The sequence below is a fragment of the Stenotrophomonas sp. FSL W7-1447 genome (genome assembly GCF_037966425.1).
GTDB lineage: Bacteria > Pseudomonadota > Gammaproteobacteria > Xanthomonadales > Xanthomonadaceae > Stenotrophomonas > Stenotrophomonas pavanii.
This window is the reverse complement of the sequence record NZ_CP150199.1, coordinates 3,246,497-3,270,610: the sequence shown is the minus strand read 5'-3', so window position 1 is coordinate 3,270,610 and position 24,114 is coordinate 3,246,497. Positions and strand designations below refer to the sequence as shown.

The following is a 24,114-nucleotide window of genomic DNA, read 5'->3' as shown; positions in this document are numbered from 1 at the left end:
AGATTTCCTGACGATATTCGCCAGATAATATCCATTTTCCGGTCATGACCCGTGCGCTAGAGTATCAACCTGTCTCGAACCTGCGGTCGCTTCCATGTCTGCCTCCCCCATTGCCGACTACCACGCCTTCCCGGATGCCCACGGCCATTTCGGCCGCTACGGCGGCAGCTTCGTCGCCGAAACCCTGGTCGGCCCGCTGCAGGAACTGGCCCAGGCCTATGACCAGGCCCGCCAGGACCCGGCGTTCCAGGCGGCCTACGACCGCGACCTGGCCCACTACGTGGGCCGGCCGAGCCCGATCTACCACGCCCAGCGCCTGAGCGACCATGTGGGCGGTGCGCAGATCCTGCTCAAGCGCGAAGACCTGAACCACACCGGCGCGCACAAGATCAACAACACCATCGGCCAGGCGCTGCTGGCGGCGCGGATGGGCAAGAAGCGCATCATCGCCGAGACCGGTGCCGGCCAGCACGGCGTGGCCAGCGCCACCGTTGCCGCGCGGCTGGGCCTGGAATGCGTGGTGTACATGGGCGCCACCGACATCGAGCGGCAGAAGATCAACGTCTACCGCATGAAGCTGCTCGGCGCGACGGTGGTGCCGGTCACTTCCGGTTCGGCCACGTTGAAGGATGCGCTCAACGAAGCGATGCGCGACTGGGTGACCAACGTGCAGGACACCTTCTACATCATCGGTACGGTCGCCGGCCCGGATCCCTATCCGCGCATGGTGCGCGACTTCAATGCCATCGTCGGCCGCGAGGCACGCGAGCAGATGCTGGCCGAGTATGGACGCCTGCCCGATGCGATCACCGCCTGCGTCGGCGGCGGCAGCAATGCCATCGGCCTGTTCCATGCCTTCCTCAACGACCGCCAGGTCGAGATCGTCGGTGCCGAGGCCGCCGGTGACGGCATCAGCACCGGGCGCCACGCCGCATCGATCGCTGCCGGTCGCCCGGGCGTGCTGCATGGCAACCGCACCTATGTGCTGTGCGACGACGACGGCCAGATCATCGAGACCCATTCGGTGTCGGCCGGCCTGGACTATCCGGGCGTTGGCCCGGAGCACGCGTTCCTGGCCGACACCGGCCGCGCCCGCTATCTCGGCATCACCGATGACGAAGCGCTGCAGGCGTTCCACCTGCTGGCGCATACCGAGGGCATCCTGCCGGCACTGGAGTCCAGCCATGCGCTGGCGCAGGCGATCAAGCTGGCGCGCGAGCGTCCGCGTGACCAGATCGTGCTGTGCAATCTGTCCGGCCGTGGCGACAAGGACGTGCACACCATCGCCGCGCGCGAAGGGCTTGTGCTGTGAGCGCGTTGCTGCGCAACAGTGGCGTGCTGCTGCTGGCGCTGGGGTTGGCCGCGTGCCAGCCGCCGGAGCCGCCGGTGCTGGCGCCGGCCGCCAGGGCCACCACGCAGCCGGCACAGCAGCCGGCCGCCAACGACGACCTCGACCCGATCGCACGCACGCCGATTGTCGATCCGCCACCGGTGGAAGGCACGGACGGCGATGATGCGCCCGCGGTGGCCTCAGTGGCGCTGGACCATGCCGGCGAGGTGCTGATCGGCCAGCACATGAGCGATCTGCAGGCCCTCGGGCCGTGGACGGCACAGGGCGCCGTCGAAGCCATGGGCGGCAGTTGCGAGTATTACGACGGCAAGGGGCTGCCGCCCGGCGTGTCGATGATGACCGATGAAGATCGCGTCGTCCGTTTCGACCTCGGACGGGATCCGGAGAGCGGCGCGCCCACGCCGCAGCCCGGTCCGTTCGGCCTGCGCGTCGGCATGACCCGCGCCCAGGCCATGGCCCAGTTCCCGAAGCCGCCGGTATCCAGCCCGCATGCCTACGACGGTGACCAGGGCGAGTACCTCACCTGGCAGGACCCCGGTTCGGACCTGGGTATCCGCGTGGAACTGTTTGAAGGGCGGGTCACCCGGATGTACTGGGGAACCAGCGATGCGATTGAACTGATTGAAGGATGTGCCTGAAATGTCCGTATCCCGACTCGATGCCTGTTTCAAGCGACTGCGCGATCAGCAGCGCAAGGCGCTGATTCCCTTCGTCACGGCCGGTGATCCGTCGCTGGAGGCCACCGTGCCGGTCATGCACGCGCTGGTCGAGGCCGGTGCCGACGTGATCGAACTGGGCGTGCCGTTCTCCGACCCGATGGCCGACGGCCCGACCATCCAGCGCAGCTCCGAGCGCGCGCTGGCCCGCGGTGCAGGCAGCCGCTACGTACTGCAGGCCGTGGCGCAGTTCCGCGAGCGCGATGCGCAGACCCCGGTGGTGCTGATGGGCTACCTGAACCCGGTGGAGATCCACGGCTACGCGGCCTTCGCCAAGGCCGCCGTCGACGCCGGCGTGGACGGCGTGCTGCTGGTCGACCTGCCGCCGGAAGAGGCGGGCGAGGCCCAGCAGGCGTTCGACGCCGCCGGCCTTGCGCTGGTCCTGCTGGCATCGCCGACCACCAGCGAAGCACGTGCCGACAAGCTGCTGGCGCTGGCCCGTGGCTATCTCTATTACGTCAGCTTTGCCGGTGTCACCGGCGCGTCCGAGCGCCTGGACAGCGATGCCGCCAGTGCCCGCCTGCAGGCGTTGCGCGCGCGCGCGTCGGTGCCGGTGGTGGCGGGCTTCGGCATCAAGGATGCCGCCAGTGCCGCAGCCATGGCCCGCCAGGCGGACGGCGTGGTGGTGGGCAGCGCGCTGGTGGCGGCGCTGGCCGAAGCGGGCTCGGCTGAAGAGGCCGCGCAGCGTGCCCGCGCTTTCCTGGCCCCGCTGCGGCAGGCGCTGGACGCGTAATGGTCGTGCCGGCCGCCGGCCGGCATCCTCCTGAGGGCGCGCGTGCAAAGGCTGCCGGCCAGCGGCCGGCACTACCCATCGGTCTGCACGCAAGGGCTGCCGGCCAGCGGCGGGCACCGCCCAGCACCTAAACGTACGTCCCAGCATGGTTTTTTCCGGCTGCCCCGCCGCTGGCAAGGGGGTGCACGGGCGGGGAAAGCGGAGCTAGACTGTCCGCCTTTGCGGCCCCTGGGCCGCCCTGAACGGAAGTGTCCTCCCGCATGAGTTGGCTCAGCAAGTTGATGCCGTCCGGCATCCGCACCGACAACACCCCCAGCAAGAAGCGCAGCGTCCCCGAGGGCCTGTGGGAAAAGTGCAGCAACTGCGGCAGCGCGTTGTACCGTCCGGAACTGGAAGAGAACCTGGAAGTCTGCCCGAAGTGCGGCCATCACATGGCGATCCGCGCGCGCGCGCGCCTGGCCGCCCTGTTCGACGCCGACAGCACCACCGAGATCGGTGCGCGCCTGGGGCCGACCGACCTGCTCAAGTTCAAGGACCAGAAGAAGTACAGCGAGCGCATCAAGATCGCGCAGAAGAACACCGGCGAGTACGACGCGCTGATCGCCATGCGCGGCCTGCTCAAGGGCCGCGCGCTGGTGGCATCGTCCTTCGACTTCGCCTTCATGGGCGGCTCGATGGGCTCGGTGGTCGGCGAGCGCTTCGCACTGGCTGCCGAAACCGCAGTCGAGATCGGTGCGCCCTACGTGTGCTTCTCGCAGAGCGGCGGCGCCCGCATGCAGGAAGGCCTGTTCTCGCTGATGCAGATGGCCAAGACCTCGGCCGCGCTGGGCAAGCTGCGTGAAGCCGGCCTGCCGTACATTTCGGTGCTGACCCATCCGACCACCGGTGGCGTCTCGGCCTCCTTCGCGATGCTGGGCGACATCAACATCGCCGAGCCGCAGGCGCTGATCGGCTTCGCCGGCCCGCGCGTGATCGAGCAGACCGTGCGCGAGAAGCTGCCGGAGGGCTTCCAGCGCTCGGAGTTCCTGCTCGAGCACGGTGCCATCGACCAGATCTGCGACCGCCGCGAAATGCGCGACCGCCTGTCCGACCTGCTGGCGATGCTGGGTCGCCAGCCGGCGCCGGAGGTGGCTTGATGGGAGGCCGCAAGTACTTCGGTACTGATGGCATCCGAGGCCGCGTCGGCCAGGGCGTGATCTCGGCCGACTTCGTGCTGCGCCTGGGCAACGCCCTGGGTCGCGTCCTGGTCGCCCAGCGCGGCCAGGATGGGCGGCGGCCGATCGTGGTGATCGGCAAGGACACCCGCATTTCCGGTTACATGTTCGAGGCGGCGCTGGAAGCCGGCCTGGTCGCCGCCGGTGCCGACGTGCAGCTGCTGGGACCGATGCCGACCCCGGCGGTGGCATTCCTGACCCGTACGCTGGGCGTGGATGCCGGCATCGTCATCAGCGCCTCGCACAACCCGCATTACGACAACGGCATCAAGTTCTTTTCCGCCCAGGGCGAGAAGCTCGACGATGCCACCGAGCTGGCCCTGGAAGCGGCGCTGGACGTTCCGTTCACCACCGCCGAATCGGAAAAGCTGGGCAAGGCCGCGCGCGCGCGCGAGGCGGTCGGCCGCTACATCGAGTTCTGCAAGGCCAGCGTACCGCGCGCGTTCGACCTGCGTGGCGTGCGCCTGGTGCTGGATTGCGCGCACGGTGCCACTTACCAGATCGCACCGCTGCTGTTCCGCGAACTGGGCGCCGAAGTGATCGGCATCGGTGCCGAGCCCAATGGCGTCAACATCAATGCCGGCGTGGGCTCGACCCATATCGACAACCTCGCGGCCAAGGTCCGCGAGACCCGCGCGGATCTCGGCATCGCCTTTGATGGCGACGGCGACCGCGTGCTGATGGCCGACGACCAGGGCAATCCGGTCGACGGCGATGACCTGCTGTACATCCTGGCCCGTGCCTGGAAGGACGAAGGCCGCCTGCGCGGCCCGGTGGTCGGCACGCTGATGAGCAACTATGGCATCGAGAAGGCGTTCGCCGACCTGCAGATTCCGTTCGTGCGCAGCAATGTCGGTGATCGCTACGTGCACCAGGCGCTGATCGAAGGCGGTGGCGTGCTCGGCGGGGAGGCCTCCGGCCACCTGCTGTGCCTGGACCGCGCCACCACCGGTGACGGTATCGTCAGCGCGCTGCAGGTGCTGGTGGCGCTGCGCAACAGCGGCCAGACCCTGCGCCAGGCGCTGAAGGGGCTGGTTCGGGTGCCGCAGAAGACGGTCAACGTGCGGCTGGGCAATGTCTCGGCCAAGGCCACGGTGCAGGCCGACAGCGTGCAGGCCGCACTGGCCGTCGCGCAGCAGTCGGTGGCCGGTCGCGGCCGTGCGTTCCTGCGCCCGTCCGGCACCGAGCCGGTGGTGCGGGTCACGGTCGAGGCCGATGACGCAGCGCTGATGCAGGACACGCTGGATCGCCTGTCCGCAGCGGTGCGTGAAGCCGCTGCCTGAGGCGGCTGCACCTTCAGCCAACGGAAAACGCTCCGCAAAGCCGGGGCGTTTTTCGTTCAAGCGACAGGGCAGCGTGACGCTTACGGGCCCGGCACCATCTTCTTCTGGCGTGCCTTGAAGCCATTGAACAGCGGCGCGATCAGAGGGTTGTAGCTCTGCGCGATGCGCTTGCGCAGCCAGCTGGCCGGGCGGTTGCGGATCGCGAAGCGGTAGATGCGTTCCGGGTCGCCGCCCACCACGTTGCGACCGAACGGGTGGGTGGTGTGCAGGTAGCGGAAGCCCTGCTCGCGGGCCACCTCGATGTGATCCTGGTCGAAATCGCCGTAGGGCCAGCACAGCGTGTCCGACACCTCGCCCAGCTTTTCCTTCAGGACCTCGCGCGAGACTGCTAGGTCCCGGCTCAGGCCGGCACGGCGCTGCGCGCGGTCCAGGTCGTCGCGGCGCAGCCAGCGGGTGTGGGTATGGGTGTGGCAATGCACTTCGAAAGTGCCAGCGGCAATGGCTGCGCGCGCTTCGCTCCAGCGCATCATCACGTCGTCGCTGCGGTTCTGCTCGTAGATCGCCGCTTCGCAGCCGCGGTGGTCGGGCGTGGTGGGCAGCGTTGCGCCGGCCATCCCCGCATGCGGCCGCTGCGGGCCTTCGCCCATCCAGCCGGTGACCACGAACACCACCGCGTGCATCCCGTACTTCTGCAGGATCGGGTGCGCATACACCCAGTTGTCCAGGTAGCCATCGTCGAAGGTGATCACGATCGACTTGCGCGGCACCGGCCGGCCGGCCAGGAAACCGGCGTACTGGTCCAGTGTCAGCGAAGTCCAGCCGTTGCCGGCCAGCCAGGCGATCTGGCTTTCGAAATTCTCCGGCGACACGGTGATCATGCCCGGCGACGGGCTGACGTGGTGGTGCATCAGCACCGGTACGGTTCGGGCATCAGCCATGTCCCAGCTCCTTCAGCCACTGGTGGTAATAGTGTTCGGTGGTCTCGCCGTGGCCGTCGGGGGTGAAGCGGTGCGCGCTGCGCATCCAGTCCCACCCGGCGCGGCCCATCTGCCGGCGCCGTTCCGGATCGTCCACCAACAGGCGCAGGGCACCGGTCAGGGCTGCATTGTCGCCCAGCCGGGTGAGGATCGCATTGCTGCCATCGACCACCATCTCCGGCACGCCTCCAACGCGGGTGGCCACGATCGGCACGCCGACATAGGCCGCTTCCAGGAACACGGTACCGGCCGCTTCCTTGTGCGACGCCAGCGCGAAGATGTCGAAACCGGCCATCAGCCGGCAGGCGCCATCGCGGTAGCCCAGCAGATGCACCTGTTGCTGCAGCCCGTGCTCGTCGCGCAGCGCCTGCAGCCGATCCATGACCGGCTGGCCATCGCCGATCACCACCAGGTGCAGGTTCGGATGCGTCCTGCACAGCGGCACCATCGCCTGCAGCAGGTCGGCGTGGCCCTTGGGCTCGCGCAGCACCGCCACGCAGCCGACCACGATGTCCTGTGCGCCGAAGCCGAGTTCGGCACGCACGTCCGCGCGCACCTCCTGCAGGCACTGCCAGGGATCGGCCTTGCGGATCTCGCTCCAGCGCGGCGGCACGGCGATGGGCGGCACGATACCGATGCGCTCGGCCGGAATGCCGCGCTCGGTCAGCAGCTGCTTGACGAAGCTGCTGACGGTCAGCACCCGGTGCGGCAGGCCGGTATAGGTCAGCAGTGAATTGACCGGGCTCATCAGGTGGCGCGAGCGCACCACCAGCGGCGTGCCGCCCAGGCGGGCGCCGGCGGCAGCGATCAGCGCGTCACGACGGCTGGTGGTGTTGACCACGTCGTAGCGCTCGCGGCGCACCAGCCGCGAGACCGACCAGATGCCACGCAGCAGGCGCAGCAGGCCGCCCATGCGCAGGGTGTGGACAGTGAAGCCATCATCGCGGGCCAGCGTGGCCAGGCGGGCTTCGGGCTGGCACAGCAGGGCCACCTGGTGGCCGCGCGCGCGCATCACCTGCATGTGGCGGAAGATGTAGATCTCCTGCCCGCCCATTCCCTTGGCGGCTTCGGTGTGCAGGATGCGCAACGGACGGTTCATGCGGGATCGATCCTTGAAGGTCAACGATTGCGGAAGCGGGTCAGCGCTTCCCATGCGGTACGTACGGCGGCGGCATCGGGCACCTGCTGCGGCAGCGGGCGATAGTGCAGGTCCAGGGCGGTGGCGTTGCCGAACTTGTCGAACACATAGATCGCATCGCCATGGCGTACCGCGCGCTGCGACCAGCTTTCGACCACCAGCGCACGCTGGCCCTGTGGCTCGGCCAGCAGGTCCTGTCCGGTGCTGTAGTCGGCCAGTGCGTTCTCGCAGCCCAGCGCGTGGCGCATCAGTGTTGGCACCCAGTCTTCGTGCGAGCTGGTGCGTGCGTCGTGGCCAGCGGCCTTGCCCGGCCAATGCAGCACGAACGGCACCTGCAGCTGGTAGTCGGAGAAGTTGCCGTTGTGGCCCCAGTAGTTCAGCCCGAGGTCGTTGAACTCTTCGGCATGGTCACCGGTGACCAGCACGATGGTGTCCTCGGCCAGGCCCTGCGCGCGCAGGTCGTCCAGCAGCGATCCGATCAGGCTGTCGGCATAGTGCACGGCGGTGCGGTAGCGGTTGAGCTCCGGCGTCGGGTCATGCTCCGGGCCGAACTTGAGGAAGTCGATGTCGGCGGCCATCGGTGTGGCCACCGGCGGATAGCCCTCGGGCATGTGGTAGGGCGCGTGGGTGGAGTCGAGGAACACGAACCCGAACCACGGGTGGTCTGCCGCCTGGCTGGCGCGGATGTCCTGCTGCAGCGCGCCGACGATCGCGCGGTCGCGACCGTCGGACTTCAGCGCCGATGGTCCCTGGTGCAGCTGGTCGCGCACATCGGCAAACGCGGTGCGATCGAATTCCGGGCTGTACATCGGCGCGCTGCCGTACAGGTGCAGGTCGTAGCCCTGCTGGCCCAGCACCTGGAACAGCTGCGAACCACGCTGCTCGTCCAGCATGCTCGGCCAGTAGCCGCCGGGCAGGCCGTAGAGCAGCCCGAACAGGCCGTAGCGGGTGGCATTGCCGGTACTGAAGTGGTGGTCGAACACGCGCGCGTCCTGCGCCAGCGCCGACGTATGGGGCATCAGCTGTGGTGTCAGCGCATCGTGGCGCAGCGATTCCAGGACCACCATCAGCACGTTCGGGCGATGTGGGCTCTGGCAGCGCAGCGGATGCAGCGGGTACAGCAGCTGCGCGTGGCGCGGGTCGGGCAGGCCGGCCTGCTGCTGGCTGACCACGCCCAGGCGCCGCATGAAACTCTTGGCCGTGATCGGCTGTGCCCACGGCAGGTAGTTCCACTGTGCGATCACATCGCGGTCGCCGCGCGCGTCGTAGTAGGCCGTGGCCAGCTGGCCACCGCCCATCAGCAGCGCGACCGCCGCCCAGGCCTGCAGCACCCGGCGCCGATGCGATGCCGCCGGCAGCAGCTTCCAGCATGCCCAGGCCAGCAGGCCTTCGGCGGTGAAGACCGCGGCGACCAGCAGCGCGACCTGCAGCCAGGTCTTCCAGGACAGGGCGACCTGGTCCTGCAGGGCGCCGCCGAACACCATGTTCACGACCATGGCATTGAGGTGGAAGCGGTACAGGGTGAAGACCTTGGCGTCGACCAGCAGCAGGCACAGCCACAGCCCCTGCAGCAGTACGGCGCTGACGCTCAACGTGCGCGCCCGGCGCGGCCACAGGCCCAGCAGCAGTGGCAGCAGGCCGGCCAGCGCGCCGAACGCGAGCAGGTGGCCGGGCAGGGCGATCGCCAGATAGGCCAGGCCCGTGGCACCGCCCGGATTGTCACGCAGTGGTACGTTGCCCAGCGCGATCGCCGCCGCCAGGACGGCGTTGCCGGCGATGAACAGCGACCACCAGGCCAGCCGGCGCCAGCGCTGGGCGGGACCTTCGACGGCAGGGGCGGCGGAGACAGCGGCGGGCATGGCGGGGCGGGTTCGGGGAGCGCGGGAACGGGGAGCGGCGGCAACGTGATGGCCGCGTTGCGCCACGCGCGGGTCGCGCATTGTATCGGTTTGTTTCTTCGTATCGAGTGGCGTCCTCCGGGCGATCTGTCACAATGTTCAGGCGGGCCATGAATGCGCTGGCCCCCCAGACCCAACGACAAGCCAGGAACCGCTGTGAGCCAGATCCCCACCCTCGACATCACCCGTTTTGACAGCGACCGCGAGGCCTTCGTGGCCGAGCTGGGCGCGGCCTACCGCCAATGGGGATTCGCGGGCATCCGCAACCACGGCATTCCGCAGGCCGACATCGACGCGGCCTACGATGCCTTCAAGGCCTTCTTCGCCCTGCCGGAAGAGGTCAAGCGCAAGTACCACGTCGCTGGCAGCGGTGGCGCCCGCGGCTACACCCCGTTCGGCGTGGAAACCGCCAAGGGCTCCAAGCATTTCGACCTGAAGGAGTTCTGGCACATCGGTCGCGAGATCGCCGACGACTCCAAGTACCGTGACGTGATGGCGCCGAACCTGTGGCCGACCGAGGTCGAGGGGTTCCGTGAGCGCGGTTACGGCCTGTACCAGGCGCTGGACAACCTGGGTTCGCGCGTGCTGTCGGCGCTGGCCCTGCACATCGGCCTGCCGGAGAACTTCTTCGCCGACAAGACCAACTTCGGCAATTCGATCCTGCGCCCGATCCACTACCCGCCGATCACCACCGACGACATTCCGAACGTGCGCGCCGGCGCCCATGGCGACATCAATTTCATCACCCTGCTGGTCGGCGCCAGTGCCGCCGGCCTGGAGGTGCAGTCGCATGATGGCGAGTGGGTGCCGTTCACCTCGGACGCGGACACCATCGTGGTCAACATCGGCGACATGCTGCAGCGCCTGACCAACCACGTGTATCCGTCGACCATCCACCGCGTGGTCAACCCCCCGGGCGAACTGGCGCGCCAGCCGCGCTACTCGGTGCCGTTCTTCCTGCACCCGAACCCGGACTTCCTGATCGACGTGCTGCCCTCGTGCATCACCCCGGAGAACCCGAGCCGGTATCCGGAGCCGATCACCGCCCACGGCTTCCTCGAGGAACGCCTGCGCGAGATCAAGCTGAAGTAACGAGAAGCGAGGCCGCCGAAAGGCGGCCTTTTTCTTTGCAGGGTTGCACCCTGCAGCTGCGGTAGTGCCAGCCGCTGGCCGGCAAGTCCACGGCCAGAACGGACGGGTTACGGCGTCCCCCGCCATCCCCACCCGCCCGGCCAAGCCCACCCATCCAACCGGGCCTTCCGCGACCAACCCAACCAGACCCCCGCCACGAGGGGCTGCGCCGTTGGCTGAAACTCCATGTAACCGCTTACACGGAAACGGATTTTTGCCGTAACGGGTATCATGATCGGCTGACTTCACACAGGAGCCACCCGCTCATGCGCCGCAAGATCGTCGCCGGAAACTGGAAGCTGCATGGCAGCCGTCAATTCGCCAATGAACTGCTGGGGCAGGTGGCTGCCGGGCTGCCGGTGGATGGGGTGGATGTGGTGATCCTGCCGCCGCTGCCGTACCTGGGCGAGCTGGTCGAGGACTTCGGCCAGACCGGCCTGGCCTTTGGCGCGCAGGACGTGAGCAGCAACGAGAAGGGCGCCTACACCGGTGAGGTCTGCGCCGCCATGCTGGTCGAGGTGGGGGCCCGCTATGGCCTGGTCGGTCATTCCGAACGCCGCCAGTACCATCATGAGAGCAGCGAACTGGTCGCGCGCAAGTTCGCCGCGGCCCTGCACGCTGGGCTGGTGCCGGTGCTGTGCGTGGGGGAAACCCTCGAGCAGCGCGAGGCCGGGCAGACCGAAGCGGTCATCGCCAGCCAGCTGGCGCCGGTGCTGGAACTGACCGGCGCGGCCGGCTTCGCCCAGGCCGTGGTCGCCTATGAGCCGGTGTGGGCCATCGGCACCGGGCGTACCGCCAGCAAGGAGCAGGCGCAGCAGGTGCACGCTTTCATCCGTGGCGAAGTCGCGCGCATCGATGCTAGAATTGCTGATTCACTGCCCATTGTTTACGGCGGTAGCGTGAAGCCCGACAATGCCGGGGAACTGTTCGCGCAGCCGGATGTCGATGGTGGGCTGGTCGGCGGTGCCTCCTTGGTGGCCGCGGACTTCCTGGCCATCGCACGGGCGGCGGCCGCGAACTAATCCTAGAAGTATTGTCCGAGGGCGGTTTCCAATGCTGATGTTGATCCTCAATGTCGTCTACGTGCTGGTCGCTGTGGCCATGATCGCGCTGATCCTGATGCAGCGTGGCTCGGGTGCGGCGGCGGGTTCGGGCTTTGGTGCCGGCGCCTCGGGCACGGTGTTCGGTGCGCGTGGCGCCTCGAACTTCCTGTCCAAGTCGACCAAGTGGCTGGCAGTCGTGTTCTTCGGCATCAGTCTCTTCATGGCCTGGTATGCCGGTCACGGCACCCGTCCGGCGGCCGACCAGGACCTGGGCCTGATGTCCGCCCCGGCGGCCAGCGCGCCGGCGGCTCCGGCGGGCGAACTGCCGGCCGTTCCGAAGGCCGATCCGGTCCCGGCCGCCCCGGTTCCGGCGGCAAATGTGCCGGCTCAGGCGGAATCTTCGGTTTCTGGTGAAGAAAAGCCTTCGGAAGGCTCCCAGAAACACTGAAGCCGGTTACAATACGCGGCGCATCGGGAAGATAGTCTGATGTGATCGTTTGCCCAGGTGGCGGAATTGGTAGACGCACTACCTTGAGGTGGTAGCGACGCAAGTCGTAGGGGTTCGAGTCCCCTCTTGGGCACCATTTGTAAGTAAAGCGGGTTCGTCTGGCGCGCAAGGCGCCAGGCAGGTTCCCGTCCACTCCCCCATGCCAAAGCGCCTGCAGGCGCGGCGGCAGAGGCAAGAGAGAATCGCTGTGCTGGCCGAATATTTGCCTTCTCTGCTGTTTCTGATCGTTGCCACCGGTATCGGCGTTACGCTGATGCTGGTTGGTCGATTCCTCGGTCCCCGCCGCCCCGATCTGGAAAAGCTCTCGCCGTACGAGTGCGGCTTCGAGGCCTTCGAAGACGCGCGCATGAAGTTCGATGTGCGCTACTACCTGATCGCGATCCAGTTCATCGTCTTCGACCTGGAAATCATCTTCATCGTGCCGTGGACCCAGGTCTTCATGGAGCTGGGCGCCCGTTCGCTGGTCACCATGGGCCTGTTCGTCGGCATGCTGTTCCTCGGTTTCATTTACGTCTGGAAGAAGGGAGCGCTGGAATGGGAGTGATTCAGACTCTCGATGGCCTCATGAACAACCCGTCGCCGGAAGGCCGGGTTGATGACATCCTGCGGCCGGAAGGCGACAACCCGCTGCTGGAAAAGGGCTTTGTCACCACCAGCGTCGACGCACTGCTGAACTGGGCGCGCACCGGCTCGATGTGGCCGATGACCTTCGGCCTGGCCTGCTGCGCGGTCGAGATGATGCACGCCGGCGCCGCGCGCCTGGACCTTGACCGCTACGGCGTGGTGTTCCGCCCGTCGCCGCGCCAGTCCGACGTGATGATCGTGGCCGGTACCCTGGTCAACAAGATGGCCCCGGCGCTGCGCAAGGTCTACGACCAGATGCCGGACCCGAAGTGGGTCATCTCGATGGGCAGCTGCGCCAACGGCGGTGGCTACTACCACTACTCCTATTCTGTCGTGCGCGGCTGTGATCGCGTGGTGCCGGTGGACGTCTACGTCCCGGGCTGCCCGCCGACCGCCGAGGCGCTGGTGTACGGGATCCTGCAGCTGCAGAAGAAGATCTGGCGTACACAGACCATCGCCCGCTGACCCCTTCACCTGACAAGAGCGCGCCAAGCCCCCATGGCAGAGCAAGCATCCTTCATCGACCGACTCTCCGCACGTTTCGCTGGTGCGAAGGTCATCGTGGTCGAACCCCGCGGCGAAGTGACGCTGGAAGTGCCTGCCGCCGAGTGGCACGCCACCGCCCTGGCGCTGCGTGACGAGTTTGGTTTCGAGCAGGCCGTGGATCTGTGCGGCGTCGACTACCTCGGTTATGGCTCCGACGAATGGGACACCGCCGACGTGTCCTCGCAGGGCTTCAGCCGTGGCGTCGAAGGCAAGGCCCAGGGCCGCTTCGCGTGGGGCGAGTTCCCCACCGAGGAAAACGGTGCCGACGGTGCCCGCCCGCAGCACATGCCGACCCAGCGTTTCGCCGTGGTCGCCCAGCTGCGTTCGTACCAGCACAACCTGATGATGCACCTGCGCTGCTTCGCCCCTGACGAAGCGCTGCCGGTGGTGTCCTCGCTGACCAGCGTGTGGCCGGGCCTGAACTGGTTCGAGCGCGAAGCGTTCGACCTGTACGGCGTGATCTTCGAAGGCCACCCGGACCTGCGCCGGATCCTGACCGACTACGGTTTCGTCGGCCATCCGTTCCGCAAGGACTTCCCGCTGATCGGCAATGTCGAAGTCCGCTACGACGAAGAAAAGAAGCGCGTGATCTACGAACCGGTCACCTCGGTGGAGCCGCGTGTCGGCGTGCCGCGCGTGATCCGTGACGACGCTCGTCTGCAGACCGCAGCCGGTGAGCGCGCGCAGGAGGCAGTGAAGTGAGCCACGTACACCAGGCCGGCGAAGCGTTCGCCAGCAACGCCGCCGAAAGCCGGCAGGAAATCCGCAACTACACCATGAACTTCGGCCCGCAGCACCCGGCCGCTCACGGTGTGCTGCGCCTGATCCTGGAAATGGACGGCGAAACCATCATGCGTGCCGACCCGCACGTGGGTCTGCTGCACCGTGGCACCGAAAAGCTGGCCGAGTCCAAGCCGTTCAATCAGTCGATCGGCTACATGGATCGCCTCGACTACGTGTCGATGATGTGCAACGAGCACGCCTACGTGCGCGCGATCGAGACCCTGATGGGCATCGAAGCGCCGGAGCGTGCGCAGTACATCCGCACCATGTATGACGAAATCACCCGCATCCTCAACCACCTGATGTGGCTGGGCTCCAACGCGCTCGACCTGGGTGCGATGGCGGTGATGCTGTATGCCTTCCGCGAGCGCGAAGAACTGATGGACTGCTATGAAGCGGTCTCCGGCGCGCGCATGCACGCGGCGTACTACCGTCCGGGCGGCGTCTACCGCGACCTGCCGGACCACATGCCGAAGTACAAGGAATCACGCTGGCACAAGGGCAAGGCGCTGAAGCAGCTGAATGCTTCGCGCGAAGGCTCGCTGCTCGACTTCCTGGAAAACTTCACCGTCGAGTTCCCCAAGCGCGTCGACGAATACGAAACCCTGCTGACCGACAACCGCATCTGGAAGCAGCGTACCGTCGGCATCGGCGTGGTCACTCCGGAACTGGCCCACCAGTGGGGCATGACCGGCGTGATGCTGCGTGGCTCGGGCATCGCCTGGGACCTGCGCAAGAAGCGCCCGTATGCCAAGTACGATGCCGTCGATTTCGACATCCCGCTGGGCAAGGAAGGCGACTGCTACGACCGCTACCTGGTCCGCGTCGCCGAAATGCGCGAATCCAACCGCATCATCAAGCAGTGCGTGGCGTGGCTGAAGGCCAACCCCGGCCCGGTCATGGTCAAGAACTTCAAGGTCGCTCCGCCCAAGCGCGAGGACATGAAGGACGACATGGAAGCGCTGATCCACCACTTCAAGCTGTTCAGCGAAGGCTATTGCGTGCCGGCGGGTGAAACCTATGCGGCCGTGGAAGCGCCCAAGGGCGAATTCGGCTGCTACCTGGTCTCCGATGGCGCCAACAAGCCGTTCCGCGTGCACCTGCGCGCACCTGGCTTCGCCCACCTGTCCTCGATCGATTCGATCGTACGCGGCCACATGCTGGCCGACGTGGTGGCGATGATCGGTACCTACGACCTGGTGTTCGGCGAGGTTGACCGGTAATGCCGTCCGCCACGCCAACGCCCGCTGCAGGCAGCCGGCGCAAGCCGGCGCCGCAGTTTCTGGAATTTCACGTTATGCATTTCGCTGAGGTCGGCCGATGAAGGCGACAGGTAATTTCGAGGCGGCGCGCGACGTCGACCCGATGGTGGTGCTGAGCGACAAGACCCGCGCTCACATCGATCACTGGCTGTCCAAGTTCCCGCCGGACCGCAAGCGCTCTGCCGTGCTGCAGGGCCTGCATGCGGCCCAGGAGCAGAACCAGGGCTGGCTGACCGACGAGCTGATCGCCGCCGTCGCCAAGTACCTCGACCTGCCGCCGGTGTGGGCCTACGAGGTCGCCAGCTTCTACTCGATGTTCGAGACCGAGAAGGTGGGCCGCAACAACGTGGCCATCTGCACCAACATCAGCTGCTGGCTCAATGGCGCCGAGGACATCGTCCGCCATTGCGAGAAGAAGCTGGGCATCAAGCACGGTGAATCGACCCCGGACGGCCGCGTCTACCTCAAGCGCGAGGAAGAGTGCCTGGCCGGTTGTGGCGGCGCACCGATGATGGTCATCAACGGTCACTACCATGAGCGTCTGACCCTGGAAAAGGTCGACGAGCTGCTGGACGGGCTGGAGTAAGGGCATGGCACATCACCACGAATCCAAGGGTCCGGTCGGCCCGGCGCCGCTGCCGCACCAGGTGGTCTACACCACCCTGCATTACGACACCCCGTGGTCGTACGAAAGCTACCTGAAGACCGGTGGCTACGCCGCCCTGCGCAAGATCCTCGAAGAGAAGATCCCGCCGGAGCAGGTCATCGAGATGGTCAAGGCCTCGGGCCTGCGCGGCCGCGGTGGCGCAGGCTTCCCGACGGGCTTGAAGTGGTCCTTCATGCCCAAGGGCAACATGCAGAAGTACATCCTCTGCAACTCGGACGAATCCGAGCCGGGCACCTGCAAGGACCGCGACATCCTGCGCTACAACCCGCACTCGGTGGTGGAGGGCATGGCGATCGCCTGCTACGCCACCGGTTCGACCGTGGGGTACAACTACCTGCGCGGTGAATTCCACCACGAGCCGTTCGAGCACTTCGAGCAGGCCCTGGCCGACGCCTATGCGAACGGCTGGCTGGGCAAGAACATCCTCGGCAGTGGCGTGGACATTGACATCTACGGCGCGCTGGGCGCCGGCGCCTACATCTGCGGCGAAGAAACCGCGCTGATGGAATCGCTGGAAGGCAAGAAGGGCCAGCCGCGCTACAAGCCGCCGTTCCCGGCCAACTTCGGCCTGTACGGCAAGCCGTCGACGATCAACAACACCGAAACCTACGGTTCGGTGCCGGCGATCATCCGCAACGGCCCGGAGTGGTTCAAGGGCCTGAGCCTGACCGCCAATGGCGGCCCGAAGTGCTTCTCGGTGTCCGGCTGCGTGCAGAACGGCGGCAACTTCGAAGTGCCGCTGGGCACCACCTTCGACGACCTGCTGGAAATGGCCGGTGGCCTGCGTCCGGGCCGCAAGCTCAAGGGCGCGATCCCGGGCGGCGTGTCGATGCCGGTGCTGACCGCGGCCGAGCTGAAGGGCCTGCCGATGGACTACGACACCATCCGTGCGCTGGGCTCCGGCCTGGGCTCGGGTGCGATCGTAGTGCTCGACGACAGCGTGTGCTGCGTCAAGTTCGCCTGCCGCATCAGCCAGTTCTTTCACAAGGAATCCTGTGGCCAGTGCACCCCGTGCCGTGAAGGCACCGGCTGGATGCACCGCGTGCTGGAGCGCATCGTCGCCGGCAAGGCCACGATGGAGGACCTGCACCAGCTGAAGGCGGTGGCCGGGCAGATCGAAGGTCACACCATCTGTGCGTTCGGTGAAGCGGCTGCATGGCCCATCCAGGGCTTCCTGCGCCAGTTCTGGGACGAATTCGAGTACTACATCGTCAACGGTCATTCGATGGTTGACGGCAAGAAGGTGGAGGCAGCCGCCGCATGAGCGCGCAACCCGTAAACCCGAACGTGCCACCGGATCACGTGACCATCGAGATCGATGGCAAGTCGCTGGTCGTGCCCAAGGGTTCGATGATCATCCAGGCGGCCGACAAGGCCGGCATTCCGATTCCGCGCTTCTGCTACCACGAGAAGCTGCCGATCGCCGCCAACTGCCGCATGTGCCTGGTGGACGTGGAAAAGTCGCCGAAGCCGGCGCCGGCCTGCGCCACCCCGGTGATGGACGGCATGAAGGTCGCCACCCGCAGCGAGAAGGCACTGAAGTTCCAGCGCTCGGTGATGGAGTTCCTGCTCATCAACCATCCGCTGGACTGCCCGATCTGCGATCAGGGCGGCGAGTGCGAGCTGCAGGACGTTTCGCTGGGCTATGGCCGTTCGGTCAGCCGCTTCAACGAGCGCAAGCGCGTGGTGCCGGACGAGGACATGGGCCCGCTGGTCGCCACCGAGATGACCCGCTGCATCCAGTGCACCCGCTGCGTCCGCTTCACCGCCGACGTTGCCGGTACCTATGAACTGGGTGGCATGTACCGCGGCGAGAACCTGCAGATCGGTACCTTCGACGGCAAGCCGCTGACCACCGAGCTGTCCGGCAACGTCGTCGACGTCTGCCCGGTCGGCGCGCTGACCAACAAGGTGTTCCAGTTCCGCGCCCGCCCGTGGGAACTGACCGCGCGCGAATCGCTGGGTTACCACGATGCGATGGGGTCGAACCTGTTCCTGCACGTGCGTCGCGGCGAGGTGCTGCGCACCGTGCCGCGCGACAACGAAGCGGTGAACGAGTGCTGGCTGTCCGACCGTGACCGCTACTCGCACCAGGGCCTGTACAGCGAAGACCGTGCGGTCAAGCCGCTGCGCAAGGTCAATGGCGAGTGGAAGGAAGTGAGCTGGGCCGAAGGCCTGGCCGCGGCCGCCGAGATCCTCAAGGCGAACCAGGGCGACAACCTGGGCGTGCTGGTGCATCCGTCGACCTCGAACGAGGAGGGTGCGCTGCTGGCCCGCCTGGCCAAGGGCCTGGGCTCGAGCAACATCGACCACCGCATCAACAACCGCGATTTCTCCGACGCCGCAACCGCCGAAGTGTTCGGCCTGCCGCTGGCCGAGATCGAAGGCGCCGACCGCATCGTCGTTCTGGGCAGCAACATCCGCCACGAACTGCCGCTGCTGCACGCCCGCCTGCGCAAGGCGCAGACCACCAACGGCGCGAAGATCCACGTCGTCAACCCGGTGGACTTCGACTTCGCCTTCAGCATCGCCGGCAAGCAGATCGTTGCGCCGTCGAAGTTCGTCGACGCGCTGGCCAACGCCGAGCTGCGTTCGGCAGTGCAGGGCGGCAACAACACCGTGCTGATCGTCGGTGGCATCGCCGAAAACCACCCGCAGGCTGCCGCGATCCGCGCTGCCGCGCGTGAGTTCGCCGCCGCCACCGGTGCCAAGCTGTGCCGCATCCCGCAGGGCGCCAACGCCGTTGGCCTGACCCGCGCCGGCGTGCTGCCGGCCGGCAAGGACGTCGCCGCGATGCTGGCGCAGCCGCGCCAGGCCTACGTGGTGTACGGCCTGGAGCCGGGCCTGGACTTCGCCGATGCCCCTGCCGCGCGCAAGGCGCTGGTCGGCGCCCAGGTGGTGGCCTTCAGCCAGTTCGCCTGTGCCTCGACCCGCGACGTCGCTGACGTGATCCTGCCGATCGGTGCGCTGCCGGAAATCGACGCCACCCTGACCAACCTCGATGGTCGCGAGCAGTCGGCCCGTGCCGGCGGCAAGCTGCCGGGCGAGGCCCGTGAGGGCTGGCGCGTGCTGCGTGCCCTGGGCGGCGACATGGCGCTGGCCGGTTTCGACTTCACCGACCTGACCGGCCTGCGTGCCAGCCTGGCCCCGGTGTCGGTCACCGTTGCCGCTTCGGCGCAGCCGGTGGTTGCCGGCGAAGGCCTGGAAGTGGCTTCGACCGCCGCGATCTACCGCACCGATGCGGTGGTCCGTCGCGCCCCGGCACTGCAGTCGCATCCGCTCAACAACGCCCCGCGCATCGTGCTGAACGCAGAAGATGCCGCTCGCCTGCAGCTGCAGGAAGGGCAGATGGCCAAGGTCGGCACCGATGCCGGCAAGGCCACCCTGCCGGTGGTGGTCGACGCCCGCGTCGCTGCGGGTTCGGTCTGGATTGAATCGGGCCACGGCGCGACCGCGCCGCTGGGTGCCGCTCGCGTATCGGTGGTGGCTGCATGAACGAATTGCTGTTGAACGCGGTCGACCCGCTGCACCAGTGGCTGCTGGGCCTCGGTGACATCGGCGCGCTGATCTGGATCATCCTGAAGATCCTGGTGATCGCCGTTCCGGTGATCATCTCGGTGGCCTTCTACGTGGTCTGGGAACGCAAGCTGATCGGCTGGATGCACGTCCGCCACGGCCCGATGTACGTGGGCATGGGCATCTTCCAGGCCTTCGCCGACGTCTTCAAGCTGCTGTTCAAGGAAGTGGTCCAGCCGAGCAGCGCCAACAAGGCGATCTATCTGCTGGCCCCGCTGATCACCCTGGCCCCGGCCTTCGCGGCCTGGTCGGTGGTGCCCTTCGATTCGCAGATCGTGCTGTCCAACGCTAACGCCGGCCTGCTGTACCTGCTGGCGATGACCTCGCTGGGCATCTACGGCATCATCCTGGCCGGTTGGGCATCCAACTCGAAGTATGCGTTCCTGGGTGCGATGCGCGCCTCGGCGCAGATGATCAGCTACGAAATCGCCATGGGCTTCGCCCTGGTCGGCGTGATGATCGCCTCGGGCAGCCTGAACCTGAGCAACATCGTGATGGCGCAGGCCGGCAGTTCCGGCTTCTTCGACTGGTTCCTGCTGCCGCTGTTCCCGCTGTTCGTCATCTACTGGGTGTCGGGCGTGGCTGAAACCAACCGCGCGCCGTTCGACGTGGTGGAAGGCGAGTCGGAAATCGTCGCCGGCCACATGGTCGAGTACTCCGGCGGTGCCTTCGCCCTGTTCTTCCTGGCCGAATACGCGAACATGATCCTGATCAGCTTCCTGATCTCGATCTTCTTCCTCGGCGGCTGGCTGAGCCCGGTCCAGGGCTGGGTCAACTTCGGCGATGTCTCGCCGCTGGTCGACTGGATCTGGAAGGGGGGCGCGCCGTGGCTGTTCGTCAAGGTGTTCTTCTTCGCCAGTGCCTACATCTGGTTCCGTGCCAGCTTCCCGCGCTTCCGCTACGACCAGATCATGCGCCTGGGCTGGAAGGTCTTCATCCCGCTGGCCATTCTGTGGATCGCGGTTACCGCCGTCATGGTGTTCTTCGGCGTGATTCAAAAGGGCGTCTAAAGTGATGAACAGGATTACCCATTACTTCAAGAGCCTGCTGCTGCTCGAACTGCTGGCGGGCCTCTGGCTGACGCTGAAGTACAGCTTCAAGCCGAAGTACACGATGATGTACCCGATGGAGAAGTTCCCGCAGTCGCCGCGCTTCCGTGGCCTGCACGCGCTGCGCCGTTATCCCAACGGCGAAGAGCGCTGCATTGCGTGCAAGCTGTGCGAAGCGGTGTGCCCGGCGCTGGCCATCACCATCGACTCGGCCAAGCGCGAGGACGGCACCCGCCGCACCACGCGCTATGACATCGACCTGTTCAAGTGCATCTTCTGCGGCTTCTGTGAAGAAAGCTGCCCGGTGGACTCGATCGTCGAAACCCACATCCTCGAGTACCACTTCGAGAATCGTGGCGAAAACATCGTTACCAAGCCGCAGCTGCTGGCGCTGGGCGACCGTCTCGAATCCGAGATCGCCGAGCGTCGCGCCGCCGATGCCGCTTACCGCTGAGGTCGAGAGATGGATTGGGTAAATATCGCTTTCTGGGTGTTCGCCATCGCGGCAACGGTTTCGGCCGGTGCGGTGATCAGCGTGCGCAACCCGGTTCACGCCGTGCTCTGCCTGGTGCTGACCTTCTTCTCCATCGCCTGCGTGTGGCTGCTGGTGGGCGCCGAGTTCCTCGGTGTGGCGCTGGTGCTGGTCTACGTCGGCGCGGTGATGGTGCTGTTCCTGTTCGTGGTGATGATGCTGGACATCGACCCCACCAAGCTGCGTGAGGGCTGGGTGCGCTATCTGCCGGTCGGCCTGATTGTCGCGGTCGCGATGCTGGCGCAGATGCTGATCCTGATCGGGGTCAAGGCGCGTTCGATCACGCCGTTCCCGGCCGACAACGCCGCTGCGGTCGCCGCCGACAGCTCCAACATCACCTGGCTGGCACGCACGCTGTTCACCGAGTACCTGCTGCCGTTCGAGTTCGCCGCCGTCATCCTGACCGTGGCCGTGGTTGCCGCCGTGATGCTGACCCTGCGTCGCCGTACCGGCGTGAAGAGCCAGAACCCGGGCGAGCAGACCATGGTCAAGGCCGGCCAGCGCCTGCGCATGGTCAAGATGGGTGCCGAAGCGCCGGTCGTGCACAGCAACAGCAAGCCGGTCGCCGGCGAGGAGACCCAGCCGTGATCACCCTTGGCCATATCCTCGCGCTGGGCGCGGTGCTGTTCGCCATCAGCCTGGCCGGCATCTTCCTCAACCGGAAGAACGTCATCGTCCTGCTGATGTCGATCGAACTGATGCTGCTGTCGGTGAACATCAATTTCGTCGGCTTCTCGCGTCAGCTGGGCGATCCGTCCGGCCAGCTGTTCGTGTTCTTCATCCTGACCGTCGCCGCCGCGGAAGCCGCCATCGGCCTGGCGATCCTGGTGACCCTGTTCCGTACACGCCGCACGATCAATGTCGGCGAAGTCGATTCGTTGAAGGGCTGATCCACAGATGGAAATCACTCTCTCCAAGAGTCTGTTGATCGCAGTGGTGCTCGCACCGCTGTTCGGCAGCATCATCGCCGGCCTGTTCGGTCGCCAGGTCAAGCGCTTCGGCGCGCAGACCATCACCATCCTCGGCGTCGCGGTGGCCTGCGGCCTGTCGATGTACACGCTCTACCAGCTGCTGTGGGGCGGTGCGCAGCCGTTCAACCAGAACATCTACACGTTCTTCGAAGTGGGCCAGTATTCGGCGCACGTCGGCTTCATGGTCGACAAGCTGACCGCGATGATGATGGTGGTGGTGACCTTCGTGTCGCTGCTGGTCCACATCTACACGATCGGCTACATGCAGGACGATCCGGGCTACCAGCGGTTCTTCAGCTACATCTCGCTGTTCACCTTCTCGATGCTCACCCTGGTGATGAGCAACAACTTCCTGCAGCTGTTCTTCGGCTGGGAAGCGGTGGGCCTGGTGTCGTACCTGCTGATCGGCTTCTGGTTCAAGCGCCCGACCGCGATCTTCGCCAACATGAAGGCGTTCCTGGTCAACCGCGTCGGTGACTTCGGCTTCCTGCTGGGCATCGCCGGCGTGCTGTGGGTGTTCGGCACCCTGGACTACTCGCAGGTGTTCTCGCAGGCCGGCATGCTGGCCGACCCGCGCGCCCAGCTGCAGATCTGGGACGGCACGATCCTGGGCATGCAGCTGCTGAACGAGCCGGTGATCTGGTCGATCGCCACCGTCATCTGCATCTGCCTGTTCATCGGTGCCATGGGCAAGTCGGCCCAGGTCCCGCTGCATGTGTGGCTGCCGGACTCGATGGAAGGCCCGACCCCGATCTCGGCACTGATCCACGCCGCGACGATGGTGACCGCCGGTATCTTCATGGTCACCCGCATGTCGCCGCTGTTCGAGCTGTCGCAGACCGCGCTGAACTTCGTGCTGTTCATCGGCGCCACCACCGCGTTCTTCACCGGCCTGATCGGCATCGTGCAGAACGACATCAAGCGCGTGGTCGCGTACTCGACCCTGTCGCAGCTGGGCTACATGACGGTTGCGCTGGGCGTGTCGGCCTATTCGGCTGCCGTGTTCCACCTGATGACCCACGCCTTCTTCAAGGCCCTGCTGTTCCTGGGCGCCGGCTCGGTCATCATCGCGATGCACCACGAGCAGGACATGCGCAAGATGGGCGGCCTGCGCAAGTACATGCCGATCACCTTCATCACCATGTGGATCGGTACCCTGGCGCTGGTCGGCACGCCGTTCTTCTCCGGCTTCTACTCGAAGGACACCATCATCGAGGCGGCCGAGCTGCACGCGCACCTGTCCAACAGCTGGGTGGCCACCTATGGCTACTGGGCCGTGCTGGGTGGCGTGATCGTCACCAGCTTCTACAGTTTCCGCCTGCTGTTCCTGACCTTCCACGGCAAGGAGCGTTTCCGCGACGCGCATGATGACCACGCCCATGGCCACGGCCATGACGATCACCACGCTGCCGACGCCCACCACGGCGATGCGCATCATGACGACCACGGCCATGGCCACGGTCCGCACGAGCCGCACGAAACCCAGTGGGTGGTGACCCTGCCGCTGATCCTGCTGGCCATCCCGTCGATCGCCATCGGTTTCTTCAGCATCGGCCCGATGCTGTACGGCACCGACTGGGCCGGCAACCACGCGCACGATGCCATCAAGGGCCAGGCGCACACGTTCTTCACCGGCATCGTCGACTTCTACGATCCGGCCAAGAACACCGTCGGCTTCCTGGGCGAGGAGTTCCATGGCCCGGTCGCCTTCGCGCTGCACGGCATGATGGCTCCGGCGTTCATGCTGACCGTTGCGGGCTTCCTGCTGGCCGCACTGTTCTACCTGTGGAAGCCGGACCTGTCGGGCAAGGCCCGCAAGACCTTCGCTCCGCTGGTGTCGGTACTGGAAAACAAGTACGGCTTCGACAAGCTGTGGATCGATGGCTTTGCCGGTGGCAGCGTCAAGCTGGGCAAGGTCTCGCGCTGGATCGACAGCAACATCGTCGACGGCGTGGTCAATCTCTCGGCACGTGTTGTGGACGTCGCAGCCGGCGTGCTGCGTCGTACCCAATCCGGTTTCCTCTATCACTACGCCTTCGCGATGATCATCGGCCTGATTGCCCTGCTGGGCGTGCTGATGCATTACCTGCGTTGATGACCTGTACGGAATAA

General features: G+C 66.4%; 23 protein-coding genes and 1 tRNA gene. 21 read left to right on the top strand and 3 right to left on the bottom strand.

All coding sequences use genetic code 11. The features are described from left to right. Positions 1-94 precede the first annotated feature (94 nt). The 5 genes from trpB (at position 95) to glmM (ending at position 5,297) form a co-directional block, all read left to right on the top strand. Positions 95-1,312 carry a tryptophan synthase subunit beta gene (trpB, locus tag NSQ78_RS15405; RefSeq protein WP_053460952.1) on the top strand — a complete coding sequence of 406 codons (1,218 nt, stop codon included), beginning with the start codon at positions 95-97 and terminating at the stop codon, positions 1,310-1,312. Further along, entirely contained in the window at positions 1,309-1,989 is a 681-nt protein-coding gene (locus NSQ78_RS15400) for a hypothetical protein (protein WP_064238932.1), read from the top strand. The genes trpB and NSQ78_RS15400 overlap by 4 nt, the downstream gene beginning before the upstream one ends. Position 1,990: 1 nt before the next feature. Then, positions 1,991-2,800: a tryptophan synthase subunit alpha gene (gene trpA, locus NSQ78_RS15395; RefSeq protein WP_064238931.1), complete on the top strand. Its 810-nt coding sequence runs from the start codon at positions 1,991-1,993 to the stop codon at positions 2,798-2,800. A 260-nt stretch (positions 2,801-3,060) separates the two neighbouring features. Further along, positions 3,061-3,936 carry an acetyl-CoA carboxylase, carboxyltransferase subunit beta gene (gene accD / locus NSQ78_RS15390; protein WP_005410473.1) on the top strand — a complete coding sequence of 292 codons (876 nt, stop codon included), beginning with the start codon at positions 3,061-3,063 and terminating at the stop codon, positions 3,934-3,936. Continuing rightward, on the top strand, positions 3,936-5,297 hold the full coding sequence (gene glmM / locus NSQ78_RS15385) for a phosphoglucosamine mutase (RefSeq protein ID WP_049470657.1): 1,362 nt from the start codon (positions 3,936-3,938) through the stop codon (positions 5,295-5,297). Before accD ends, glmM begins: the two co-directional genes overlap by 1 nt. Before the next feature lie 80 nt (positions 5,298-5,377). Here the strand turns inward: glmM and NSQ78_RS15380 are convergent, their stop codons facing one another. Genes NSQ78_RS15380 through NSQ78_RS15370 form a run of 3 tightly spaced genes read right to left on the bottom strand, consistent with a single transcriptional unit; the run spans position 5,378 to position 9,271 of the window. Further along, on the bottom strand, positions 5,378-6,235 hold the full coding sequence (locus tag NSQ78_RS15380) for a polysaccharide deacetylase family protein (protein ID WP_064238930.1): 858 nt from the start codon (positions 6,233-6,235) through the stop codon (positions 5,378-5,380). After that, positions 6,228-7,373: a glycosyltransferase family 4 protein gene (locus tag NSQ78_RS15375; RefSeq protein WP_064238929.1), complete on the bottom strand. Its 1,146-nt coding sequence runs from the start codon at positions 7,371-7,373 to the stop codon at positions 6,228-6,230. The genes NSQ78_RS15380 and NSQ78_RS15375 overlap by 8 nt, the downstream gene beginning before the upstream one ends. A 20-nt stretch (positions 7,374-7,393) precedes the next feature. Continuing rightward, positions 7,394-9,271, bottom strand: coding sequence for a sulfatase-like hydrolase/transferase (locus tag NSQ78_RS15370; RefSeq protein WP_064238928.1), 1,878 nt, complete (start codon positions 9,269-9,271; stop codon positions 7,394-7,396). A gap of 153 nt (positions 9,272-9,424) precedes the next feature. Between NSQ78_RS15370 and NSQ78_RS15365 the strand changes: the two genes are divergently transcribed. From NSQ78_RS15365 to nuoL, 16 genes are all read left to right on the top strand, one after another. Next, positions 9,425-10,402 carry a 2-oxoglutarate and iron-dependent oxygenase domain-containing protein gene (locus tag NSQ78_RS15365; RefSeq protein ID WP_049470666.1) on the top strand — a complete coding sequence of 326 codons (978 nt, stop codon included), beginning with the start codon at positions 9,425-9,427 and terminating at the stop codon, positions 10,400-10,402. Between the two features lie 305 nt (positions 10,403-10,707). Further along, entirely contained in the window at positions 10,708-11,463 is a 756-nt protein-coding gene (gene tpiA / locus NSQ78_RS15360) for a triose-phosphate isomerase (protein ID WP_064238927.1), read from the top strand. 31 nt (positions 11,464-11,494) lie between these two features. Then, positions 11,495-11,932 carry a preprotein translocase subunit SecG gene (gene secG / locus NSQ78_RS15355; protein ID WP_014647871.1) on the top strand — a complete coding sequence of 146 codons (438 nt, stop codon included), beginning with the start codon at positions 11,495-11,497 and terminating at the stop codon, positions 11,930-11,932. A gap of 51 nt (positions 11,933-11,983) precedes the next feature. Next, a tRNA-Leu gene (locus tag NSQ78_RS15350) sits at positions 11,984-12,068 on the top strand. Positions 12,069-12,179: 111 nt separating this feature from the next. Then, entirely contained in the window at positions 12,180-12,536 is a 357-nt protein-coding gene (locus NSQ78_RS15345; protein WP_005417937.1) for an NADH-quinone oxidoreductase subunit A, read from the top strand. After that, a complete protein-coding gene (locus NSQ78_RS15340) occupies positions 12,527-13,081 on the top strand; it encodes an NADH-quinone oxidoreductase subunit B (RefSeq protein ID WP_005417936.1) in 555 nt (184 codons plus the stop codon). Before NSQ78_RS15345 ends, NSQ78_RS15340 begins: the two co-directional genes overlap by 10 nt. A gap of 33 nt (positions 13,082-13,114) precedes the next feature. Continuing rightward, the gene (locus tag NSQ78_RS15335; protein WP_014647869.1) at positions 13,115-13,864 is read left to right on the top strand and encodes an NADH-quinone oxidoreductase subunit C; all 750 of its coding nucleotides are present in this window, start codon (positions 13,115-13,117) and stop codon (positions 13,862-13,864) included. Further along, positions 13,861-15,168, top strand: a complete 1,308-nt coding sequence (locus NSQ78_RS15330) for an NADH-quinone oxidoreductase subunit D (protein ID WP_049470672.1) — start codon at positions 13,861-13,863, stop codon at positions 15,166-15,168. Before NSQ78_RS15335 ends, NSQ78_RS15330 begins: the two co-directional genes overlap by 4 nt. 97 nt (positions 15,169-15,265) lie before the next feature. Beyond that, positions 15,266-15,793 (top strand): NADH-quinone oxidoreductase subunit NuoE, encoded by a 528-nt coding sequence (gene nuoE, locus NSQ78_RS15325; RefSeq protein ID WP_014647867.1) that lies wholly within the window; start codon positions 15,266-15,268, stop codon positions 15,791-15,793. 4 nt (positions 15,794-15,797) lie between these two features. Beyond that, the gene (gene nuoF, locus NSQ78_RS15320) at positions 15,798-17,138 is read left to right on the top strand and encodes an NADH-quinone oxidoreductase subunit NuoF (protein ID WP_005417934.1); all 1,341 of its coding nucleotides are present in this window, start codon (positions 15,798-15,800) and stop codon (positions 17,136-17,138) included. Beyond that, entirely contained in the window at positions 17,135-19,369 is a 2,235-nt protein-coding gene (gene nuoG / locus NSQ78_RS15315) for an NADH-quinone oxidoreductase subunit NuoG (protein ID WP_064238926.1), read from the top strand. Before nuoF ends, nuoG begins: the two co-directional genes overlap by 4 nt. Then, positions 19,366-20,460, top strand: a complete 1,095-nt coding sequence (gene nuoH, locus NSQ78_RS15310) for an NADH-quinone oxidoreductase subunit NuoH (protein ID WP_014037948.1) — start codon at positions 19,366-19,368, stop codon at positions 20,458-20,460. The genes nuoG and nuoH overlap by 4 nt, the downstream gene beginning before the upstream one ends. Before the next feature lie 4 nt (positions 20,461-20,464). After that, positions 20,465-20,953, top strand: coding sequence for an NADH-quinone oxidoreductase subunit NuoI (nuoI, locus tag NSQ78_RS15305; RefSeq protein WP_005417924.1), 489 nt, complete (start codon positions 20,465-20,467; stop codon positions 20,951-20,953). A 9-nt stretch (positions 20,954-20,962) separates the two neighbouring features. Next, positions 20,963-21,619, top strand: a complete 657-nt coding sequence (locus NSQ78_RS15300; RefSeq protein ID WP_064238925.1) for an NADH-quinone oxidoreductase subunit J — start codon at positions 20,963-20,965, stop codon at positions 21,617-21,619. Then, positions 21,616-21,921, top strand: coding sequence for an NADH-quinone oxidoreductase subunit NuoK (gene nuoK / locus NSQ78_RS15295; protein ID WP_005417921.1), 306 nt, complete (start codon positions 21,616-21,618; stop codon positions 21,919-21,921). The genes NSQ78_RS15300 and nuoK overlap by 4 nt, the downstream gene beginning before the upstream one ends. A 7-nt stretch (positions 21,922-21,928) precedes the next feature. Beyond that, positions 21,929-24,097 carry an NADH-quinone oxidoreductase subunit L gene (gene nuoL / locus NSQ78_RS15290; RefSeq protein ID WP_064238924.1) on the top strand — a complete coding sequence of 723 codons (2,169 nt, stop codon included), beginning with the start codon at positions 21,929-21,931 and terminating at the stop codon, positions 24,095-24,097. The last annotated feature ends 17 nt before the right edge of the window (positions 24,098-24,114 follow it).

Excerpts from the sequence above, each read along its gene's own strand:
- nuoG (WP_064238926.1), top strand. The coding sequence starts at position 17,135 with ATGAGCGCGCAACCCGTAAACCCGAACGTGCCACCGGATCACGTGACC.
- nuoL (WP_064238924.1), top strand. The coding sequence starts at position 21,929 with ATGGAAATCACTCTCTCCAAGAGTCTGTTGATCGCAGTGGTGCTCGCA.
- nuoI (WP_005417924.1), top strand. The coding sequence starts at position 20,465 with ATGAACAGGATTACCCATTACTTCAAGAGCCTGCTGCTGCTCGAACTG.
- NSQ78_RS15370 (WP_064238928.1), bottom strand. The coding sequence starts at position 9,271 with ATGCCCGCCGCTGTCTCCGCCGCCCCTGCCGTCGAAGGTCCCGCCCAG.
- secG (WP_014647871.1), top strand. The coding sequence starts at position 11,495 with ATGCTGATGTTGATCCTCAATGTCGTCTACGTGCTGGTCGCTGTGGCC.
- nuoH (WP_014037948.1), top strand. The coding sequence starts at position 19,366 with ATGAACGAATTGCTGTTGAACGCGGTCGACCCGCTGCACCAGTGGCTG.
- accD (WP_005410473.1), top strand. The coding sequence starts at position 3,061 with ATGAGTTGGCTCAGCAAGTTGATGCCGTCCGGCATCCGCACCGACAAC.
- nuoE (WP_014647867.1), top strand. The coding sequence starts at position 15,266 with ATGAAGGCGACAGGTAATTTCGAGGCGGCGCGCGACGTCGACCCGATG.
- NSQ78_RS15300 (WP_064238925.1), top strand. The coding sequence starts at position 20,963 with ATGGATTGGGTAAATATCGCTTTCTGGGTGTTCGCCATCGCGGCAACG.
- NSQ78_RS15340 (WP_005417936.1), top strand. The coding sequence starts at position 12,527 with ATGGGAGTGATTCAGACTCTCGATGGCCTCATGAACAACCCGTCGCCG.
- NSQ78_RS15380 (WP_064238930.1), bottom strand. The coding sequence starts at position 6,235 with ATGGCTGATGCCCGAACCGTACCGGTGCTGATGCACCACCACGTCAGC.
- glmM (WP_049470657.1), top strand. The coding sequence starts at position 3,936 with ATGGGAGGCCGCAAGTACTTCGGTACTGATGGCATCCGAGGCCGCGTC.
- NSQ78_RS15375 (WP_064238929.1), bottom strand. The coding sequence starts at position 7,373 with ATGAACCGTCCGTTGCGCATCCTGCACACCGAAGCCGCCAAGGGAATG.
- NSQ78_RS15335 (WP_014647869.1), top strand. The coding sequence starts at position 13,115 with ATGGCAGAGCAAGCATCCTTCATCGACCGACTCTCCGCACGTTTCGCT.
- trpA (WP_064238931.1), top strand. The coding sequence starts at position 1,991 with ATGTCCGTATCCCGACTCGATGCCTGTTTCAAGCGACTGCGCGATCAG.
- tpiA (WP_064238927.1), top strand. The coding sequence starts at position 10,708 with ATGCGCCGCAAGATCGTCGCCGGAAACTGGAAGCTGCATGGCAGCCGT.
- nuoF (WP_005417934.1), top strand. The coding sequence starts at position 15,798 with ATGGCACATCACCACGAATCCAAGGGTCCGGTCGGCCCGGCGCCGCTG.
- NSQ78_RS15365 (WP_049470666.1), top strand. The coding sequence starts at position 9,425 with ATGCGCTGGCCCCCCAGACCCAACGACAAGCCAGGAACCGCTGTGAGC.
- trpB (WP_053460952.1), top strand. The coding sequence starts at position 95 with ATGTCTGCCTCCCCCATTGCCGACTACCACGCCTTCCCGGATGCCCAC.